This window comes from Candidatus Kirkpatrickella diaphorinae, assembly GCF_025736875.1.
In the GTDB taxonomy this organism is placed as follows: domain Bacteria; phylum Pseudomonadota; class Alphaproteobacteria; order Acetobacterales; family Acetobacteraceae; genus Sorlinia; species Sorlinia diaphorinae.
The window spans coordinates 14561-33525 of record NZ_CP107052.1; the positions used below are offsets into that span (position 1 = coordinate 14561).

The following is an 18965-nucleotide window of genomic DNA, read 5'->3' on the forward strand; positions in this document are numbered from 1 at the left end:
AGAAATCGTCGGAATTATTGAGCAGATTTGCGTCGCCCGCTTGTCAAGCCCGGTGCGTCGATGTTCGGTTTTCAGTATCGTTATGCCGATGGCGGGAGATGGCTATCCGCCCAAAGCGGCACCAGGAGCGCTTTTCCGTCGTTAACAGCGCTTAGAGATGCGGTGCGCGGCGATATTTCCGGTGATCATGCTGCGCCGTCGTCTTCTCGCCGGGTTTAAGTTTAACCTGCGGATTGGCTGGACGGGCCGGAGTCGGTTGCTCCATCGCCTGATTGCGGTAGGTTGGGTTCTTCTCCGTCGGATTATGCGCGCCCGCAGATTGCTGGCGCATCCGGTCTGCTTTTTCTGCCGTGGGGGGCGCGTCGTTTGAAGGTTCGGAGGTTGGCTGCGCCTGCGCCGCGGCGGCCACGGTAAAGCCCGCCAATATAGCGAGGGTGAGGAAACTCTTATGCACGGATGTCATGCAGCAACCTTATGACGGAGAGCGTTTCAGATGCCGGACAACCAGGCGCCGACGGGCCTCAAGCCTGTGAACATTTTTACTCCCATTAAGTTTCGAACTTGTATACAGATCGCTGAATTTTAAGAACTCTGGAAACATCTGACCGGGCCGTGAGTTTTTGATGCGCCAAGGACGGCCTCAAATTTCGGGTTTCCGGCAATGCAGACCCGGGAGGGTAAGATGTCATCCCCACGTGTGAAGAAACCGTATCCCATTATTGGCGGGACGGATCTCGTCAAACGGCGCGGCAAGCGCAGTGGTGTCGTGAATGGGCTCGTCTGGGCGGTCAGCGTCGCGTCATCCGGCGAGTCGCATCCCCTGACGGATGAGGAGATCAACGCCATTCTCAATGGCAGTATGCCTGCAGAGGATGAAGTCCCGGGCATTGTCGATAAATGGTTCTGGCTGCATTTTGATACGGTCCATAGCGCCGCGCGCCTTCAGGTGGCGCATCTGACATGCTTCCCGCGTGAGGCATGTCTGGTCCTGGCGGAGACGGAATACGGCATCACGCTCGAAGCAACGGACCACGTCGTCTGGGGCGCGATGCCGGCTTTCGATGATGCGGTGCTGGAAGAAGATCGCGATTTCTGCGCGTGGCGTTTCGCGATGCGCCGGGATTTGCTGGTGACGACACGCCGCAACCCGATCCCGGTCCTGGGCAGCACCTTCCGCTCCCTCAAAGCGGGGAAAGTCTCGGCGGGGCCGATCGGCGTCATTGAGCGCACGATACGTGTCTTTATTGCGAGCGTCCGACGGCAGATCGGTCGGCTGGATGATGAGGTTGACCGGGCTGAAGATGCCCTTCTGCGCTTTGAAAGAAAACGCGACCTCGGCCATCTCGGCGCCATTGTCGGTAAATCGCGCCGTCGCGCGACAGAGTTGCGCCGTGTCGTGACCCCGATCGACCGCGTGATCCGCGATGCGGATCTCAACCTGCCGCTTTGGGCGGAGGATGAGCTGCGTGACCGGCTGGAAAACCAGGTCCATGCCGCGTTGGATGACTTGCTGGCGGTGCAGGAGCGCTCACGCTCTTTGCAGGATGAACTCTCTTCCATGCAGGTTGAGGAGACAAATCGCCGCCTTTATATCGTCTCCGTCGCGACAATCCTGATGCTTCCCGCAACGTTGGTGACCGGGTTTTTCGGCATGAATACGGGCGGGATGTTCCTGCAGACAGGCGCGCTCGGCACCATCTGGGCCGGAATTGTCTGCGCGGTCTTTATGTTGCTGACCTGGATCTTCCTTAAAGTCGCACGCCTGCTTTAGGGCTCAACTGCCGAGGTACGTTGACGCGACTTAGCGATTCTCCGCGGAAGTCAGCACCTACTCGTCGCGCTCTGTCCCGGATGGCTGCCCCAGATGCACGGTGCCGCGCGCTTGCGCCAACGCCATTTGATGTTGACGTGCCGCATAACGTGCACGCTGCGTCGCATTGCGCGTATGATGGCAATGAGGGCAGGATTCGCCCTCCACATAGAGGGGGGATGTGCGATCATCCGGTGAGAGGGGCATGCGGCAGGCGTGGCACAGCGCATATTCACCGGGTTTGAGGCCATGCTGCACGCTGACACGATGGTCAAAAACGAAGCAATCTCCCTGCCATAGACTCTCCGCCTCTGGCACAGTTTCCAGATATTTGAGGATACCGCCTTTCAGGTGATAGACCTCCTCAAACCCTTCCTCCCGTGCAAAGGCGGTCGCTTTTTCACAGCGAATGCCGCCCGTGCAGAACATCGCCAATTTGGCCTTCCGACCTTGTTGCGCCTGCTGCGCCCGGAATTGCCTGAACCAGTCAGGAAAATCCCGGAAACTCTTTGTGCCGGGGTCAATCGCGCGTTTGAAACTGCCGATGGCGACTTCATAATCATTGCGTGTATCAATGACGATCGTATCAGGATCGGTGATCAGCGCGTTCCATGCCTCCGGCGTGACGTAACGCCCGACCGATTTCAGCGGGTCAATCGTCGGCTGACCCATCGTCACGATTTCCTTCTTGAGCCGTATTTTCATACGGTGGAAAGGTGGCGCGTCCGCATATGACAATTTCCATTCCAGAGACGCGCATCCGGGCAGGGCTTTTATTTCAGCGATGATGGCGTGAATGTCGTTATCCTGGCCCGCAATGGTTCCGTTAATCCCTTCCTGCGCGAGCAGAAGCGTCCCGCAAATGCCGTGCGCCCTGCATTTTTCCAGAAGCGACGCTTTGAGCGGTTCGGGGTCGGGAAAGGGCGTGAAATGATAGAGCGCAGCAATTGTAAAGCGGTGACGTGTCATAAGCCGGGTCCAGTCTGGGGAGCACGGCCCTTTTAACCGATATTACTCAATGAGTCTTGTCGTTCCGCCGGGCATCTTTTCCGGGTTTAGCCGCATGGGCGGTTTTCTCTGGCGACGCAGGGGGCGCGAAGCCGAGAAATTGCAGCCACTCCGTTTGCTGCGCATCCGGAGGTGATATGGAAGCGTCATTCATGAGTCGTGCGATGACGTCGTGTCCGGTGGCGAGACATCTGATCATCGGGGTGGCCTCCGAATAGCGGACTGTAAAAGAGAGCACCACAATAGTGTGTATGAGAATTATTCGCAACTAAAAATGTCTCGGTAAGGGAGAGCCGCCTCGAAGGCGCGTTTCTGCGCGGCCATCTCGACTGCCTCCTCCATTAGAAAATCCTGCACGGCTTTCCTTAAACCTTCGTGCGCGATGTAATGCGCCGACCATGTATAAGTCGGGCGGTAACCGCGCGATATTTTGTGCGTGCCTTGCGCACCGGCCTCAACGCGTTTGAGTTGATGCGCGATGGCCCATTCAATGGCTTGGTAATAGCAAAGCTCAAAATGCAAAGCGGGCCAATCCTCTGCGCAACACCAGTAACGCCCGTAAAGCGTGTCACCACTCAATATATTTAAAGCGGCGGCGATAATTTCCCCGTCGCGTGAGGCGGTCATGAGGATGATGTTTTCGCCCTGTGACGCGGCAAGACTTGCAAAAAATCCGGGGGCGAGATAGGCGTTTCCGCATCTTCGATCCGTCGTGGCGCGATAAAGCGCGTTGATACGCCGCCACTCATCCGGCCGTAACGAGTCGCCGCGTCGGGTTGAGAATGTCAGGCCGTAGGATGTCGCCAAATCCCGCTCTTTGCGGATCATTTTTCGCTTACGCGAGGTGAGGGAACCCAGAAACGCACTGAAATCCGCGTAAGCGTCATTTATCCAGTGATATTGCAGGCCTCGGCGCGTCAGCCAGCCCGACTCCGCAAGGAGGGTGGCTTCCTCCTCCGTGCAGAATGTCAGATGCGCGGAAGAAAGCCCGGCAGATTGCGCCATTTCAACCATATGCGCCGCCATACGCCGCTTGACCATGTCCGCCTCTTTTCCGGTAAGGCCGCATGAGATGCGGGCCCCGCTGACGGGTGTGAAGGGGACACATCCCGTGAGCTTCGGGTAATATCGGCCGCCTGCCGCCATGAAAGCCTCTGCCCATGGCTGGTCGAACACATATTCACCTAAAGAGTGGCTTTTCACATAAAGCGGGGCAATGGCCAGAATCTGACCGTTCTCACGTAAAACGCCGTGACAGGGATGCCATCCTTGAGACGGCACGGCGGAACCGCTCTGCTCCAGTGCGAGGAAGAAATCGCGGCCCGTCAGAACGTCATCGCCGACACAGCGCCGCCAATCCGCCGCGGGTATCGCTTCCGCACGGGGTGCGATGCTGAAACCGTCACTTGTCATGCGGCGAAAGGCAGGCGGGAGGGCCGAAACCCTTCGGCCCCCTGTGACGACTTATCAGAGCGCGATTTCAAAAATAGCCTCGACTTCCACCGGAGCATTCAATGGCAGAGAGGGGACGCCGATGGTTGAGCGCGCATGGATGCCACGCTCCCCGAAGAGCTCGACTGCGAGGTCGGAGGCGCCATTCATGATTTTGGCGTGATTGGTGAAAGCGGGCGCGCAACTGATAAATCCGCCAAGGCGCACAATTCTTTTGACACGCTCCAGATTTCCGAGGGCCGCCTTCGCCTGGGCCACGACGTTGAGGAAGCAGGCCTGCGCGCAGGCAATGCCGATCTCTTCCGCAACCTCACCCCCAAGCTTCCCTTTCGCCTTCAGGGCGCCCGCCTCAAGCGGTAACTGGCCGGATATGATGAGAAGTGAGCCCGTCTGGACGCAGGCGACATAATTGGCGACCGGCTTTGCCGCTTCCGGCAATGACAGGCCCAATGCGGCAATTTTTTTTTCAATATCGAGAGACATGGAGCGACCCTTTGCTTTTTTAGCCTCACGCATGCGGTATGCATGACGGCGCTGAATTTATAGGTCAGGCGTCTCAAGAGCGCCATGTCGCTTTCGTAAAACATTTACACGACGCGCAAATGCTGCCGATGCGCCCCGTCCCGATCACCGGCTTCCGCGTCAGCCTCGAAAGGGAGGAAAGGATCGGCGGATGACATGGGGTCATGCTCCGCTTCCGGGCTGATATCCGGGAGTTTCACACCCAGATACGTCTCTGAAAGGCTGCGGAAAACATAATCCGTTATGGATGAGGCATGATTGGCCGCGGCGTCACCTTCAACCGTGCCGCCAATCCCGTAACGTGCATAGGCGAATTGGTCCACATAGACATCCAGCGGGACACCATATTGCAGCCCGATTGATACGGCCTGATTGAGACTGTCAATCAACCCTTTGACCATCGAACTACCGCGCGCAGCATTGATCGTGACTTCACCCAGTGAGCCGTCGTCAAATTCACCTGTCCGAAGGTAAAGGCGCTGCCCCCCGATGGAAACACGCATGGAGACGCCATTGAGCCGGTGCGGTAACAGCCGGCGCTGCCCACGCTCCAGCCGGGATTGCGGCGACAGGATAAGAGTCGGGTCAGGGCGTGCGGGCATCCGATCAACAAAACCCGCCAAGGCGCGATGCATTGCCAGATGGGCCGAAATATCGGGCTGGGTGAGGGGCGTCTGTCCCGCAAAAGCGGCCGCGAGGGCAGTCTCGGGCGTGAAGCCTTTATAAGCGAGCCGCGCGAGAGTGCTCGTCCTGAGCGCGCCATTTTCGTTCAAGGGGGAGAAAATCGGTGTGAAACCGCACGCATCGACACCGAGGATGCAATCAATGGGTCCCGGCGCCGAAAACCCGGTCTCTATCAGCGGTTGAGATGGCAGGCTGTCATCCGCATGGTCGATTTCATCACGGATCTGCTCACCGATCGCGGCAAGCCCGGCAATGGGGCATGATGTGGGCGGTAGCGGGACCGGCCCCGCATTCTGCCGCGCGACGGAGGTTGTCAGCCAGGCCATATAACACGCAGCATCCCGCCCGGCATCGCTGTCATAATCAAAGCCGAGCGCGGCGAGGGCTGCATCGATATTGGTCAGGAGGAGCGTGCCTGCCCGACGGGGAAGAAGCGCGTCCTCCGGCGGTGCGGCGCTGATATCAGCTTCTTCCGGCGTGTCGAAAAGCGGTAACTCTCCATTAAGCTGCGTGCCGGCATGGGCGTGGATCTCACGCAGCGTGTCGCAGACGCGACGCAAAGCGGCGACATAACCCGGCCCATCAAACACGCCGTGACCGCAGAAGGACGCGACATTGACGATGAAGCCCCCCTGACGGTCATGCTGGCCCTGCCACAAACCGGCCGTCGGCGCGACCTGACGCTGAAGGAGCAGATCAAGAAATTCCCGGCTCCTTACAACGCCCAGATTTTCATCGCCTGTGATATTGGCCTGGATCATCGTCAGCCAGGGCATGATGGCGTCATCAAAAGTGAGGGGGCCTTGCGACAGGGACAGATCCAGCATGGCGCGCGCCGCCACATCATCCCAGGTGATGGGGAGGGTGACGCTGCCAAGCGGGCCGGTATCCGGGTCCGCGCTGATGCGGACGGATCGGAGGGGGAGGGCTTTGATTGTTTCCATCATCGTCATACCGTCAGCTTAAGTGAGGTCGTGCGAGATAAAAAGGCTATACGAACCGCATGATAGGCGTTTAATGGTCTGTATAACGAGGATAAGGTGGATAACTTGATATGGATCGGCGCGCGAGCTGCCTGAGAGGGTCAGAGGCTTCGATGGCGCCGGTCATGCCGGGCGCATAAATGCGTGGCGGGCATGTCAATTTAAGGTAAGGCGGAGGAATATGGAACGCGTTTCAGCCATTCAGACACGACGGCAGACCGCAGAAATCATTGTCGGTATGCTGGTGCTTGCCGTTCTCCTCCTGATGCTGGTCCTTGCCATCGCCGGACGCTATCGCAGTGGCGGGGATGATTATATTCTGAAGGCGGATTTCAACCAGATTGACGGCCTCTCCATCGGCTCGGATGTCCGGCTTGCCGGGATTACGGTTGGACATGTCGCCACCACGCGCGTTGACCCGAAAACCTATCGCGCCAACGTCACCTTCACGGTTGATCGTTCAGTTGCCCTGCCGGTGGACAGTGCGGCAATCATCACTTCAGACAGTCTGCTGGGCGGCAAATATATCGCCCTCTCTCCCGGTGGGGACACGGCGCTGCTGAAGTCCGGGCAGCTTATGTCCATCACCCAGGGTTCCATCAGCCTGGAGCAGCTTCTGAGCAAATTTATCTTCTCCGTGACGGACAGCATCCAGAAAAACGACCGGTCGGATGGTGATAATGGCGGGTCATCCCTCAAATGATGCGGCCGGACTGGAAAGACGTGCATGGTGTGCCGATCTCCTGTCTCGAAAAGCGGCGCCTCCTCGATGAAAATGCGGCGGAGCTTGAGCAGGTGATACGGGATGCGTGGGATGACGCCCTCCTGATGGGCGTGGCACCCGCCATTATGCGGACATATCTGGAAAAACTGGTGACTGGGTTGAAGGAAGGGTCAGCTTCATGATGCGAAGGGCGCGCCGGGTAGAGGGCCGGTTGATCGCGGTGGCTCTGCTGGGGCTGATAGGTCATGTGACCGAGGGGGATACGGCCCGCGCGGCGGATCTGGTCGCGCCGCCGGTCATGTATGCGCCAAACCTCTGGCAGGGGAAGAGCGTGGCCGTCATCCGCATACTGCGCCGGGTCGACTCTCATATTGAGGAAATGACCATTCCCGTCGGGCAGGAGGGGCAATATAAAACACTGCACCTTCATGTTGAACAATGCGTTGAGAAGCCGCCGACATTGCCGCGAGACGCGGCGGCCCGCCTCTCCATCCGCGATGACACGAACCCGGATTTTCATTTCGATGGCTGGATCGTGCAGAATGCCCCCGCCCTTTCAACTTACACAAACCCGCTTTATGGCGTCAGTGTCGTGCGATGTGAGGGCAACCCGGTGGCTCCCCTGCTGGCACCTTTACCAGCACCGGTGAAGCCGGACCCGGATGCCGTCAAAAAGCCGGAAGATGCGCAGGGGCCGACCCGTGAAGCTGCCGGGCCGCAGCTTTCAAGCCCGAACTCTCAAACGCCGCAGGAGGCTGCACCTTTCGAACTCGCGCCCGGGGGGCAGGGCTTAACCGCGCCAGCCAACTCCGCCCCTTCCAGCAAGATGCCCCAGGACGCGCCGCTGCAATTGGCGCCGCCCTGAACTGACAGAAATCCTAGGCTAAAATCTCCGGATTTTCCGGCAGATCCGGAGATTTTTCCGACGCGCGACCTCTCATCGTTGCTGAAGCCGCGCAACCCATAGAAGCCGGAGAAGTTCACACAAGATGCATTCTCGCCGTGCCTCTGACCCTGCTCAAAACCCCCCTGCGCCGCCTCTCCCCCTGAATCTCGCCAAAACGGCCTTTCTCCTTGATTTCGATGGCACGCTCGTCGATATCGCGCCCACGCCGGATGCCGTGACGGTCGCGCCGGGTCTGACTGAGACATTGCAGCGCCTGAGAGCCGTAACGGGCGATGCAGTCGCGATCATCTCAGGCCGGACGATTGAGGAGATCGACCAGTTTCTACCGCACATTGTCTACGCCATCTCCGGTGAACATGGCGCAGCCTTCCGGGAAGCGCCCGACGCGGCCATCACGCATCTCGATTTACCGTCGCCGCCGCCTGAATGGTTGCGGCAGGCGCGGCAATTCGGCGCGATGCATGAAGGCAGCATCATTGAGCCGAAGAAAAACGGGCTGGTGTTGCATTATCGGAACTGCCCGGATGCCGCGGCGGTTTTTGAGCGTTTCGCGCGTGAGATCACCGCGGATCACACTGATTTTTATGTTCAACCTGCCAAAATGGCGTGGGAAATCCGGTCGAAAGGCGTTGACAAAGGCAAGGCCCTGAGGCGCATCATGTCATTGCCGAAATTTCGTGATAAACTTCCGATCTTCGTCGGCGACGACAAAACGGATATTGATGGTGTGCATGCAGCGCAGGCAATGGGCGGGAAGGGGTATCTCATTCCAGAAGATTTCGCGACCTCAGACATATTCCGAGCCTGGTTACGACATTGCGCGGAGATGCGGCCATGAGTCGTCTCGTCCTCGTGTCCAATCGCGTGCCGGATGTCAAGGAGCGCGTGCAGTCGGCCGGTGGGCTTGTCGTCGGGCTTGGCGAGGCGGTGCGCGACACGGAAGGGCTGTGGTTCGGCTGGTCCGGTCAACATCGGGAGAATGCTGTTTCCTCCGACGTGCAGATAGAGCAGCTTCATAGAGTCACATTCGCGACGGTTGATCTGACAACCGATCAGCACACACGCTTTTACGAGAATTTCGCAAACGGCACGCTCTGGCCGCTTTGCCATTACCGCCTTGAGATGATCCGCTACCGGCGGGAGGATTATGAGTCCTATCGTGAGGTCAATACGCTTTTCGCGCGGAAGCTGGCCCCCTTATTGCAGGAAGACGACGTCATATGGGTGCATGATTATCACCTGATGACTCTGGGTGCCGAGCTGCGCGCTCTCGGCGTCCGAAACCGCATCGGCTATTTTCTGCATATCCCGCTACCGCCCTGGAGCGTGACGCGGGTTCTGCCCTGTGCGGCGGAATTGCTGCGTGACCTGACACAATATGACCTGATTGGCGTGCAGACTGAGGAAGACCGCGAAAACTTTAATAGCTGCTTTTCAGCCATCGGTCTTTTCACACGGGTGGAGCATTTTCCGATCGGCATCGCGCCGGAGGAATTTAGGGAAGAGGCACGCCGCAATGTCGATGCGCCGGAAGTCGTCCGCCTGATGGACAGTCTGCGCGGCCGCAAGCTGGTGATCGGTGTTGATCGGCTCGATTATTCAAAAGGCATCCCGGAACGAATCAAGGGTTTTGAAAAACTGATCCGGCGTTATCCGCAGCATGAGGCGAAAGTTGTCATGTTGCAGATAGCCCCGGTCTCACGTGCGGGGGTGTCCGCCTATCAGCATCTCCGGCGAGAAGTCGATGAACTGAGTGGACATGTCAATGCCACGTTCGGCACGTTTGACTGGACGCCTGTCCGCTTCCTGACGCAATCCGTGCCGCGACATGTCCTGGCAGGGTTTCATCGCCGCGCGGATATTGCCCTTGTGACGCCATTACGGGATGGGATGAACCTCGTCGCAAAGGAATATGTCGCGGCGCAAGATGGGGATGACCCGGGCGTCCTCATTTTATCGTCACTCGCTGGTGCAGCGCCTGAACTTAAGGCCGCCCTTCAGGTTAATCCCTATGATCCCGATCAGATCGCTGAGGCGCTTCATCTTGCGCTGACAATGAAAAAAGAAGTACGGAAAAAAAGATGGCGTTTTCTCAACGTCGAGGTGCAACGCAACACGGCGGCGCGCTGGGCTGCAGAATTCCTCTCCGTACTCAAGGAAGTGAGGTGACATGATGTCCGTCCGGGCCTGTGGGGCGTTTCTTTTCCTGCTCAGCATTCTTGCTCTTGCAACGGCGTGGTTCGCGGAGCGCGTCCTTGGGTTGCCGCCCTGTGAATTATGCCTGCTTGAGCGCATACCGTGGAAGATCACCTTATTCCTCGGTGCGGTGGCGCTGCTGGCCAACGGGCGTGTCGGTGCCATTGCCAATGTCACGGCCATCCCCGTCACCTTTGTCGGGGTTGTGCTTTCCGCCATCAATATCGGGGTTGAGCAGAAATGGTGGGAGAGTCCTTTCCCCGCCTGTCATGCGCCCGTTTTTAAAGGCGGTAGTTTTTCACAGCATCTGGCGGCCATGCCCTTGCGCCCCGTGAAACCCTGTGACGCGCCGACCTATCTGTTTCATCTGCCATTTTCGATGGCCCTGATGGGTGGGGTTGTTTCGCTTATTGTGATGATCGCGCTGATCTATTGGGCGCACGCTTATTTCACGACACCGCGGAAACGATTCCGCCACAGCGCTTCTTTCAGATAAGACGCGTTCGGGAGGTCTTGCGGGCGGCCAAGCCCGCTCCCATTTTGTGATATATCCTTTAAACGCGCAACGTCATCTCAGCCGAGCCGTTTGAAGGGTGTTGATATTATGGAAGATTTTTACTCAATCTACAGTCACGGGATGGCGCGGGTCAGTGTTTGCACTTTTCCCGTTCGACTTGCCGTACCTCTCCATAACGCGGAAATCATCGCCGGACTCGCGGCGCAATGTGAGAGGGAAGGCAGTGTCCTCGCTGTATTCCCGGAATTATGTCTGACAGGTTATAGTCTTGAGGATCTCCGCCATCAAACTGTTGTGATTGAAGCGACGCATGAGGCGCTACGGACGCTTGCACATGAGACGCGCGCCTTGCAGATCACGCTAATTGTCGGCGCCGCGCTGCGTTTCCGCAACGGGCTTTATAATTGTGCGGTCGTGCTCCAGGGCGGCAGGATCTGCGGCGTGGTGCCGAAGTCTCATTTGCCGGAATATGCCGAATTCTATGAGAGTCGACATTTCTCCGCCGGGTCAGGGATAAATGGCGCGGTGATTTCCGTCGCGGGTGACGAGGTGCCATTCGGCTGTGATCTGATTTTCAGATATAAAGATATTGCTGATCTCATCCTCGGCGTGGAGATCTGCGAGGATTTATGGGTTGCCGACTCACCTCATATCCGCCTGACGCGGGCCGGTGTGACGGTCATGGCAAATCTTTCAGCCAGCAGCATCACGATCGGCAAGTCGGAAACGCGGGATCTCCTCTGCCGTGCGGCATCGCTCAAGACAATCTCCGCTTATCTTTACGCCGCTGCGGGGGAGGGGGAATCGACGACTGACCTCTCCTGGGACGGGCAGGTCTCGATTTACGAAATGGGAGACATCCTCGCGCAGTCGGAGCGTTTCCCTTCCGGCGCGAAAATTGTCCACACTGATATTGACCTTGAGCGCATCGTGCAGGAGCGCCTGAGACGACAGAGTGTGGTGCAGGGTGACACAGGTCACGCAGCCCGAACATGGCGGGACATATCTCTCCATACGAAACCGCCACGGGTCGATATCGGGCTGAAGCGGGAGATTCCGCGATTTCCCTTCCTCCCGAATGAGGCATCACGCCTCGCGCAGGATTGTTTCGAGGCGTGGACGATCCAGGTCACGGGCCTCATCCAGCGTCTTCGGGCCAGTGGCGTGACCCGGATGGTCATCGGCGTCTCCGGAGGGCTCGACTCGACGCTCGCGCTGCTTGTCTGCCGCCGTGTCGCCCAGCAGTTGGACTGGCCTGCTGAGTCGATACACGCTTATACCATGCCCGGTTTCGCCACGGGTGACGCAAGTAAATCCCTGGCCGTGGCGTTGATGCGCGCGCTGAATATTGAACCGCGTGAGCTGGATATCCGTCCCGCTGCAACACGTATGCTGAGCGATCTCGACCACCCTCATGCGCGCGGGGAGGCGGTTTTCGACACAACGTTCGAAAATGTCCAGGCCGGGCTGCGGACGGATTATCTGTTCCGCATCGCCAATCAAATAGGTGGCATTGTCATCGGCACGGGTGATTTATCAGAATTGGCCCTTGGCTGGTGCACTTACGGCGTTGGTGACCAGATGTCACATTACAACGTCAATACCGGGATGCCGAAAACCCTGATTCAGCATGTATTACGGTGGTTAGCGGCTGAAAAACTCCCCTCGGCAGCTTCAGTGCCGATCATTCAATCAATCATTGAGGCAGAAATCTCACCTGAGCTTGTGCCGGCGCAAAATGGCAGCGTGCAGCGAACCGAGGACATTGTGGGGCCTTACGACCTACAGGACTTCTTTTTATATTTTACGCTGCGATACGGGTTGAAACCGTCGAAAATTGCTTTTCTTACAATGCATGCATGGCTGGACCCCTCACAAGGCCGGTGGCCTGCGAACTACCCGGAGGGAAGAAAGTTATGTTATACTTTGTCTGATATCAGGAGATGGTTGGAAGTATTTCTAAAAAGATTCTTTAGTTTCAGTCAATTTAAACGCTCCGCTATGCCGAACGGGCCGAAGATCAGTCCCGGCGGCGCACTTTCCCCTCGTGGGGATTGGCGGATGCCTTCCGATTCGCAAGCGCAACTCTGGTTGGACGAGCTTTTCGGGAAAGTTCCCTAAAAAATTGACGATTTTCGTAAAAAACTTGTGAGTGAGGCAGATTCTTCTTGCTGGAGTTGGTCCAAATGGTTAAAAACATATTTCGGATGGCAATGGTTTCGCACTTCAACAGTGCGGGCAGGGGGTTGCTGTCTGTTTAAGTCTGTGTATTCGCGTTAACCATTTTTAAGCTGTGTCATTCGCGGTTGTTGGTTCGACCACTCGTATTCGTCGAGTCAAAAGAAGGTTCAGCGGTAAAGTAACTTTAAGTTTTACCATTTTGACTGCGCGTTTTAGTTTGACAGTGAATTAACTTTTAGTTTAGCTGTAACTTGAAGTAGTAAAACAGAGGTCGCAACAACGCCGCCGAGCTTAACGGCGGGATAACTTGAATGAGGATACGGGAATGGCCGTTGTAACAGTTGTCGGGTCTTCAGGTGGGTCGGTTCAGGTAACTGTCGACGGTGGGAGAGCGCAAACCCTTGCCCAGGACTATGCGCAGCAGATTCTGACGGCCTACACCGAAGGTCAATTCACGTCGGAAAACTTTACGACGTCGGGCAACAATATTGGTCAGACACCCTCTCAGCCGATCACCGTGTCTCAAGGCGTCATTTCTGCGGGTGGCGGTTACACTGTTTCGGGCGACTATACCCACCTTGTTATCGGCACGGGCGCAGATGCAACTATTCCCGCTGGCACGATTATCAATCCGCAGCTCAATCAGCGTGTTACTGTCAACGCCATCAATATAAGCTCAGCGTTCCTCTCCGTATTGTCAGGTGATCTGGCGGGTGTCGATTTCACGGCGGGCAATTATAACGGCTCTTTCGTCGCGACGACGGGGGATAACGCTTTCAGAGCTACGGGGACGACCGGCAACTGGACGATCGTGACCGGGCAGGGCAACAGCCAGATCTACGCATCGGACGGTAATAACGAAATTCAGACGGGTGTCGGCAATAACACGGTCCGCCTCGGCAAGGGTATAAACAACGTCAGTCTCTATGGGACGGATACGGTCGACGGCACAATTGGCGGGCGCGCAAATGTCACCGTCTATAGTGGGAACACCAACCTTAACCTCGCAACAAATTCCTACGTCCACACCGATGCCAGCGTTACTGTCGGAAGCACGATCAACGTCGGTAATGCGAGCACGGTCGATAGTGCCATGAGCTCGACAATCACCTTCTCCGGTGCGACAGGCTCAATCATTGGTGGTTCCGGTGATACGATTTCTGCGGCAGGTGATCTCTATCTGGCCCAGGGCTCCAATCACACGATCAGTGTCAATGGCGCGCTCAGCTTCATTAATGGCACGGGCAATATCAGTGTCACGACCCAATATGGAACGGTTTGGGGTGCATCCGGGCTCAATCTGTCATTGTCCGCGGATAAATATCTGATCTACACCACAAACCAGCCTGGCTCTGTCGGTGACCAAAACGTCAATGCGTCCAATTCAACTGGTAAAGTTGAGTTCTGGACGGGTCCTGGCAGCCAGACACTTATTGGTGGTTCGGGCTACAACCACTTCGTCTTCGGCACAGCCTTCCAGGGGACGAGCGGTGACAGTTTCGCGACTGTCCGGTCTGGCCAGGGTCTCAGCGATTTTGGTGTGCTTAAGGGACATTCCGGCGGTCACATTACTATCGAGGACTTCATGTCCAATGCTGGTAACAAGTTCTTCATGTATAACTACAAGCCGGCGAATGCGGCACAGGCCGTTCAGAAGCTTCTCGACACAGCTGTAGTTAATGGTAACAATACGACGATTACTCTCGACAACAATATGACCGTGACTTTCGTCGGTATTACGCATCTCAATGCTTCGAATTTCGACATTAGTTAAACATTAACAAGTTTTTATAACTTTTAACGCCTCGGAAACTATTGTTTTCGAGGCTTTTTTTTACTAAATACCGTATTTCCACTTGCCTATCTTCGATATACACTCCTTTGTGCGAAGAAAGCATTGGGGTCCAACTTGCTCGACATAATTGATAAAGATATTCCTCGCGTTCTTAACGGAAATAGTGACGAGGAAACCCTTCTCCGAAATGACATATACCGATTGACGGTTGAGGTTGCGGACCTCAGGCATCATCAGGAATGCGTTTATAACTCAATATCGATGCGCCTCACCTGGCCGCTACGTTTTGCCAAAACCCTGCTCTCAAGCGGGATGAAGAGGGACGTCGCGTCAAAATTCCTCCAGCATGGACTTGCCATCTTCAAGGAGCACAGCGCTAAAACCTGCTTTCAGTGGCTCCGCCAGAATTGGGAGCGCTCTGTGCTGCTGGCCAAAACGGGCGGACGCCACTTTGTGCAAACGCATCATTATGAAAAATGTGCAGAGATTTACCACCGGGAAGTCATGCCAAATCCCGGCCTCGTCAGACCTTTTATTGTCATCATTGCTGATCAAGGTATCAGTGCCTGCACGAAGTACCGAGTAACGCAAAGAAAAGAGCATCTTGAGAAGATTGGCTGGAAAGTCCTCGTAATCGACCCGTTTCGCGAGCGTGATCTTCTCACCCCGATATTGTCAGCAACCATCGCAATATTTTATCGCCTGACATTGTCCCCCCGCATTCAGCGCGCCATGAAGCTGGCGAAGCATCTAGGCATCCCGACTTACTGGGAAGTCGATGACCTGATATTTGATCGCCAAAGTTACGAAGAAAACGGCAATCTCGAAACGATCTCTTACCTGGAGCGCGCCTTTTACTTTGAAGAGGCGGATCGTCACCGTGCAAGCCTCATTTATGCGGGTCGTGGCATTGCATCCACACGCGCCCTCGCTGAATCGATGGTTGAGGCCGGGGTGGAAGAAGTTCACGTTATCGAAAATGCGCTCGATCACGAAACAATGGATGTTGCGAGAGAAATCGCGGCCAAGCCCCCGGTAAAATCTTCAGAGACAGGTCCGATATGGCTCTGCTTCGGCACGGGCAGCCGCGCGCGTAATGTCGATTTCCGAGAGGCTGAAGGCGCGATCCTGCGCGCCATGGCGGATGAGCCCCGCCTGCATCTGCACCTCGTCGGAAATCTTGTGCCGTCAAACGCGCTGCATCGTTATGGTGATCGGTTCCGTCATTCCCGGGAAACGTCTTTCGAGCAATATCTGCGTCACCTGGGCGCGGCTGATTTCACAATCGCGCCCCTGGAAAAATCACGCTTCAATGATTGCAAAAGCGTCATCAAGTTCATGGAAGCGGGCATATTGTCTGTTCCCATCATTTGTTCCCCGTCGCAGACGATCTGCGAAGTTATGAATAGCGGCGTGAATGGACTGATCGCCGATACAGAGGAGTCCTGGTATCGCGCGATCATGGTGCTATGTGCGGACCCTGCGAAGCGGCTTGAAATCGGGGCGGCAGCGCGCCAGACTGTCGAAACAAAATTCTCATCCGAAAATATCATCCAGCACCAGGTGCTTGAATTGTTCGGTTCACCCCCGACTTTCCTGAAGGAAAAACTCAGGGTGCTCTCCGCCAGCGTCTATTACGCGCCACAATCCTTCGGCGGGGCCGCTTTACTGGTTGAGGCCTTGCAACCTTTATTGCGGGATCGCGGCTTTGACCTCAGTATGTTCACGACAAAGGCGGAAGCAAGTAACGAGGATCATCACGCTATTCGCTATGATTTTGACGGGATGCCCATTATTGCTGCGCCTTCTGAGCCATGTCTCTGGACGTCAAATACGAAAACGGGCGATGTATTCGGGCAATGGATAGATGCCTGGTCGGCCGATATCGTGCATCTGCACGCGATCCAGACGATGGGGATGGACCTCGCCATGCAATGCCGCGCACGCAATATCCCTTATATCATTACGCTGCATGATTGCTGGTGGATCTCTGAAAATCTTTTCATCACTGATGATCACGGGCAATATGATCTCAAACAGTCAGGAAGGACGCCACCTCTTTCACGCCACGATTCTTTCCTGTCGGCGCGGCGCGGATTGTCGTTTGACATATTGACGCATGCGGCAGCGCTTCTCGCACCGTCTGAATCCCATAAACGCGCCTATGTGCGGAACGGCATCCCTCCGGAAAAAATCATCGTCAATAATAATGGAGTTTTTCCACCCAAAAGGCCGCATCGTCCACGCAAAATCGGCAGTCCCCTGCGGATGGGCTATGTAGGCGGTATCGCCCCCGCAAAAGGCTGGGGCGTGCTCAGGGCTGCATTGGATGGTCTTGAATCGTCAAATTGGTCGTGTCGCATTGTTGATAGCAGCTCCAATCTGGGATTGACCAGTATTCGCGACAGTGATTTCACGAGTAGCGGAGAAATCATTGTTGTGCCCGGTTACAAAACCGAAAATATTGATGTCTTCTTTGACGAGATCGACGTTTTATTGTTTCCCTCGCAATGGGAGGAAAGTTTCGGGCTCACTGTGCGCGAGGCGTTGGCGCGAGATGTCTGGGTCATCTCGACAATGCCGGGGGGGCAAAGTGAGTCGATTGTGGAAGGTGTCAATGGCAACCTCATTCCCATGGGCGAAAATCCGAAACCCCTTATGGTTGCGATGCAGAATTTGATCGATAATCCCGGACGTTTTGATTTCTACGTCAATCCTCTCAAAGGTGATCTGATGACACTTGAGGATCAGGCGGATGAGATCGCCAGAATCTACAGACACTGTACTTCATTATGAAACGCATCATCAGCACTTCACGGCCATTATATCATAACTGTCGAAAAACCGCCATCATCTACCTGTTGATCGGTTTGAGCGCAATTCTCGGCAATATCTGGTTCTCTCCGATCAGCGTCATACCGGATGAGCCGAATCACTTTGCGCGGGCGCTTCAGATTTCGGAGGGGAAATTCTACAGTAAAAGGGTGGCACCCACCGACTCAGGCGGTGATTTTCCGGCTGAGATGATGCGGGTGCTTCATGCTTACGACGATATTAACTTTCATGCCGAAAAACGTATCACGCCTGAGTTATTGACGTACGCTAAACAAAATGGCTGGGGCGGTCCCGTTGAATATTTTGGCATCGCAAATACGGCTGTGAATCCTCCCTGGTCCTATCCCGGCGTGGTGGTCGGTATCTGGCTTGGCAAGATTTTCCATTTCTCGGTCTTCACCACGTTCATGCTGGCGCGGGCTTTGACAGGTCTTCTCGCCGTCACGCTCACGGCGTTCGCCATTGCGCTCTGTCGCAGGGGGACGCTCTTCCTCGTGGCGCTGGCCTCCATGCCCATGACCCTGCATCTTTTCGCGAGCTGCTCACAGGATGCCCTGCTGATCTCCGCCGCCTTCATGGCTGCGGCACTCCTGACGCGTCAGGGACTTGATGAACCTCCCAGTTGGGCGCTTATCTGCGGGGCCGGGCTCTGCTTTGCTGCGTTTGTGGGCAAGCCGCCCATGCTGGTTTTTGCCATCCTGCCGCTCCTGATAACGCCGCTCATCTGGTTCTGGCGCTGGTTCGTCTCACTTGCCATCCCGTTCGTGGTGTCAATCGGCTGGGCGTTGACAGGTATCAGGTGGGGTAAGGCGGCCTATGAATCATCCGCCGGCATGTCTGAACACGGTCAGATACAATTTCTGCTGCACCATCCCCTTCAATTTCCGGGCACGATGCTGCGCACATTCTACCTGCAGGGCCAGCATTTGAGTGAGCAATTCATCGGTGTTCTCGGTTGGCTCGATACATTTCTGCCCCGCGCTTTCTATGTCGCTTCCGTGCTGTTTGCGCTCATCCTGCTTACATTCTACCTGCCAAAAGTGCGTCAGGCAGCGCATGAGAGGCGTCGTGTCGTGATGACTCTGGCCGTGATGGTCTGTGCGACGATTCTTGTCTGCATCTCGCTTTACATTATTTGGACAATCGTGGGTCAGGATGAGATTATCGGCTTGCAGGGGCGATATTTCATTCCTATCGCGGCTTTCCTCATCGTCGCGATGCGGCCTGACACGGCTTTGATGGCCGCCCGTCCTGCCCGATACCGCCTATGGAACGTCGTCACAGTCGGTTATGCCTTGTCCAGCACGGTGACCATGGCGTGGTCTCTGGACGTGCGTTACTGGCCCTGATC

17 protein-coding genes are annotated in these 18965 nt (G+C 56.1%); 11 read left to right on the top strand and 6 right to left on the bottom strand.

What is annotated here, in order from left to right:
- Nucleotides 1-151: 151 nt before the first annotated feature.
- A complete protein-coding gene (locus N5W20_RS00080; protein ID WP_319806919.1) occupies nucleotides 152-463 on the bottom strand; it encodes a hypothetical protein in 312 nt (103 codons plus the stop codon).
- 219 nt (nucleotides 464-682) lie between these two features.
- Between N5W20_RS00080 and N5W20_RS00085 the strand changes: the two genes are divergently transcribed.
- Complete coding sequence (locus N5W20_RS00085; RefSeq protein WP_319806920.1) at nucleotides 683-1771, top strand: CorA family divalent cation transporter; 1089 nt, start codon at nucleotides 683-685, stop codon at nucleotides 1769-1771.
- 57 nt (nucleotides 1772-1828) lie between these two features.
- Here N5W20_RS00085 and trhO read toward each other — a convergent pair whose 3' ends face one another.
- The 5 genes from trhO to N5W20_RS00110 form a co-directional block, all read right to left on the bottom strand.
- The gene (gene trhO / locus N5W20_RS00090; RefSeq protein ID WP_319806921.1) at nucleotides 1829-2779 is read right to left on the bottom strand and encodes an oxygen-dependent tRNA uridine(34) hydroxylase TrhO; all 951 of its coding nucleotides are present in this window, start codon (nucleotides 2777-2779) and stop codon (nucleotides 1829-1831) included.
- Between the two features lie 46 nt (nucleotides 2780-2825).
- Complete coding sequence (locus tag N5W20_RS00095; protein ID WP_319806922.1) at nucleotides 2826-3017, bottom strand: hypothetical protein; 192 nt, start codon at nucleotides 3015-3017, stop codon at nucleotides 2826-2828.
- A gap of 59 nt (nucleotides 3018-3076) precedes the next feature.
- Nucleotides 3077-4231 (bottom strand): GNAT family N-acetyltransferase, encoded by a 1155-nt coding sequence (locus N5W20_RS00100; RefSeq protein WP_319806923.1) that lies wholly within the window; start codon nucleotides 4229-4231, stop codon nucleotides 3077-3079.
- Between the two features lie 54 nt (nucleotides 4232-4285).
- Nucleotides 4286-4753, bottom strand: a complete 468-nt coding sequence (locus N5W20_RS00105) for a RidA family protein (RefSeq protein WP_319806924.1) — start codon at nucleotides 4751-4753, stop codon at nucleotides 4286-4288.
- 104 nt (nucleotides 4754-4857) lie between these two features.
- Nucleotides 4858-6423, bottom strand: a complete 1566-nt coding sequence (locus tag N5W20_RS00110; RefSeq protein WP_319806925.1) for a TSCPD domain-containing protein — start codon at nucleotides 6421-6423, stop codon at nucleotides 4858-4860.
- 217 nt (nucleotides 6424-6640) lie between these two features.
- On the opposite strand from N5W20_RS00110, the gene mlaD reads away from it, so the two are divergent.
- From mlaD to N5W20_RS00160, 10 genes are all read left to right on the top strand, one after another.
- On the top strand, nucleotides 6641-7162 hold the full coding sequence (gene mlaD / locus N5W20_RS00115) for an outer membrane lipid asymmetry maintenance protein MlaD (protein ID WP_319806926.1): 522 nt from the start codon (nucleotides 6641-6643) through the stop codon (nucleotides 7160-7162).
- Nucleotides 7159-7365, top strand: a complete 207-nt coding sequence (locus N5W20_RS00120; RefSeq protein WP_319806927.1) for a hypothetical protein — start codon at nucleotides 7159-7161, stop codon at nucleotides 7363-7365. Before mlaD ends, N5W20_RS00120 begins: the two co-directional genes overlap by 4 nt.
- Nucleotides 7362-8048 (top strand): DUF2155 domain-containing protein, encoded by a 687-nt coding sequence (locus tag N5W20_RS00125; protein WP_319806928.1) that lies wholly within the window; start codon nucleotides 7362-7364, stop codon nucleotides 8046-8048. The genes N5W20_RS00120 and N5W20_RS00125 overlap by 4 nt, the downstream gene beginning before the upstream one ends.
- Nucleotides 8049-8172: 124 nt before the next feature.
- Entirely contained in the window at nucleotides 8173-8928 is a 756-nt protein-coding gene (gene otsB, locus N5W20_RS00130) for a trehalose-phosphatase (RefSeq protein WP_319806929.1), read from the top strand.
- A complete protein-coding gene (locus N5W20_RS00135; protein ID WP_319806930.1) occupies nucleotides 8925-10259 on the top strand; it encodes an alpha,alpha-trehalose-phosphate synthase (UDP-forming) in 1335 nt (444 codons plus the stop codon). The genes otsB and N5W20_RS00135 overlap by 4 nt, the downstream gene beginning before the upstream one ends.
- A 1-nt stretch (nucleotide 10260) precedes the next feature.
- Nucleotides 10261-10782 (top strand): disulfide bond formation protein B, encoded by a 522-nt coding sequence (locus N5W20_RS00140; RefSeq protein ID WP_319806931.1) that lies wholly within the window; start codon nucleotides 10261-10263, stop codon nucleotides 10780-10782.
- Nucleotides 10783-10890: 108 nt separating this feature from the next.
- On the top strand, nucleotides 10891-12924 hold the full coding sequence (locus N5W20_RS00145; protein WP_319806932.1) for an NAD(+) synthase: 2034 nt from the start codon (nucleotides 10891-10893) through the stop codon (nucleotides 12922-12924).
- A gap of 385 nt (nucleotides 12925-13309) precedes the next feature.
- A complete protein-coding gene (locus N5W20_RS00150) occupies nucleotides 13310-14758 on the top strand; it encodes a beta strand repeat-containing protein (protein WP_319806933.1) in 1449 nt (482 codons plus the stop codon).
- 282 nt (nucleotides 14759-15040) lie between these two features.
- Nucleotides 15041-17575 carry a glycosyltransferase gene (locus tag N5W20_RS00155; RefSeq protein ID WP_319806934.1) on the top strand — a complete coding sequence of 845 codons (2535 nt, stop codon included), beginning with the start codon at nucleotides 15041-15043 and terminating at the stop codon, nucleotides 17573-17575.
- Complete coding sequence (locus N5W20_RS00160) at nucleotides 17572-18963, top strand: DUF2142 domain-containing protein (protein ID WP_319806935.1); 1392 nt, start codon at nucleotides 17572-17574, stop codon at nucleotides 18961-18963. The genes N5W20_RS00155 and N5W20_RS00160 overlap by 4 nt, the downstream gene beginning before the upstream one ends.
- The last annotated feature ends 2 nt before the right edge of the window (nucleotides 18964-18965 follow it).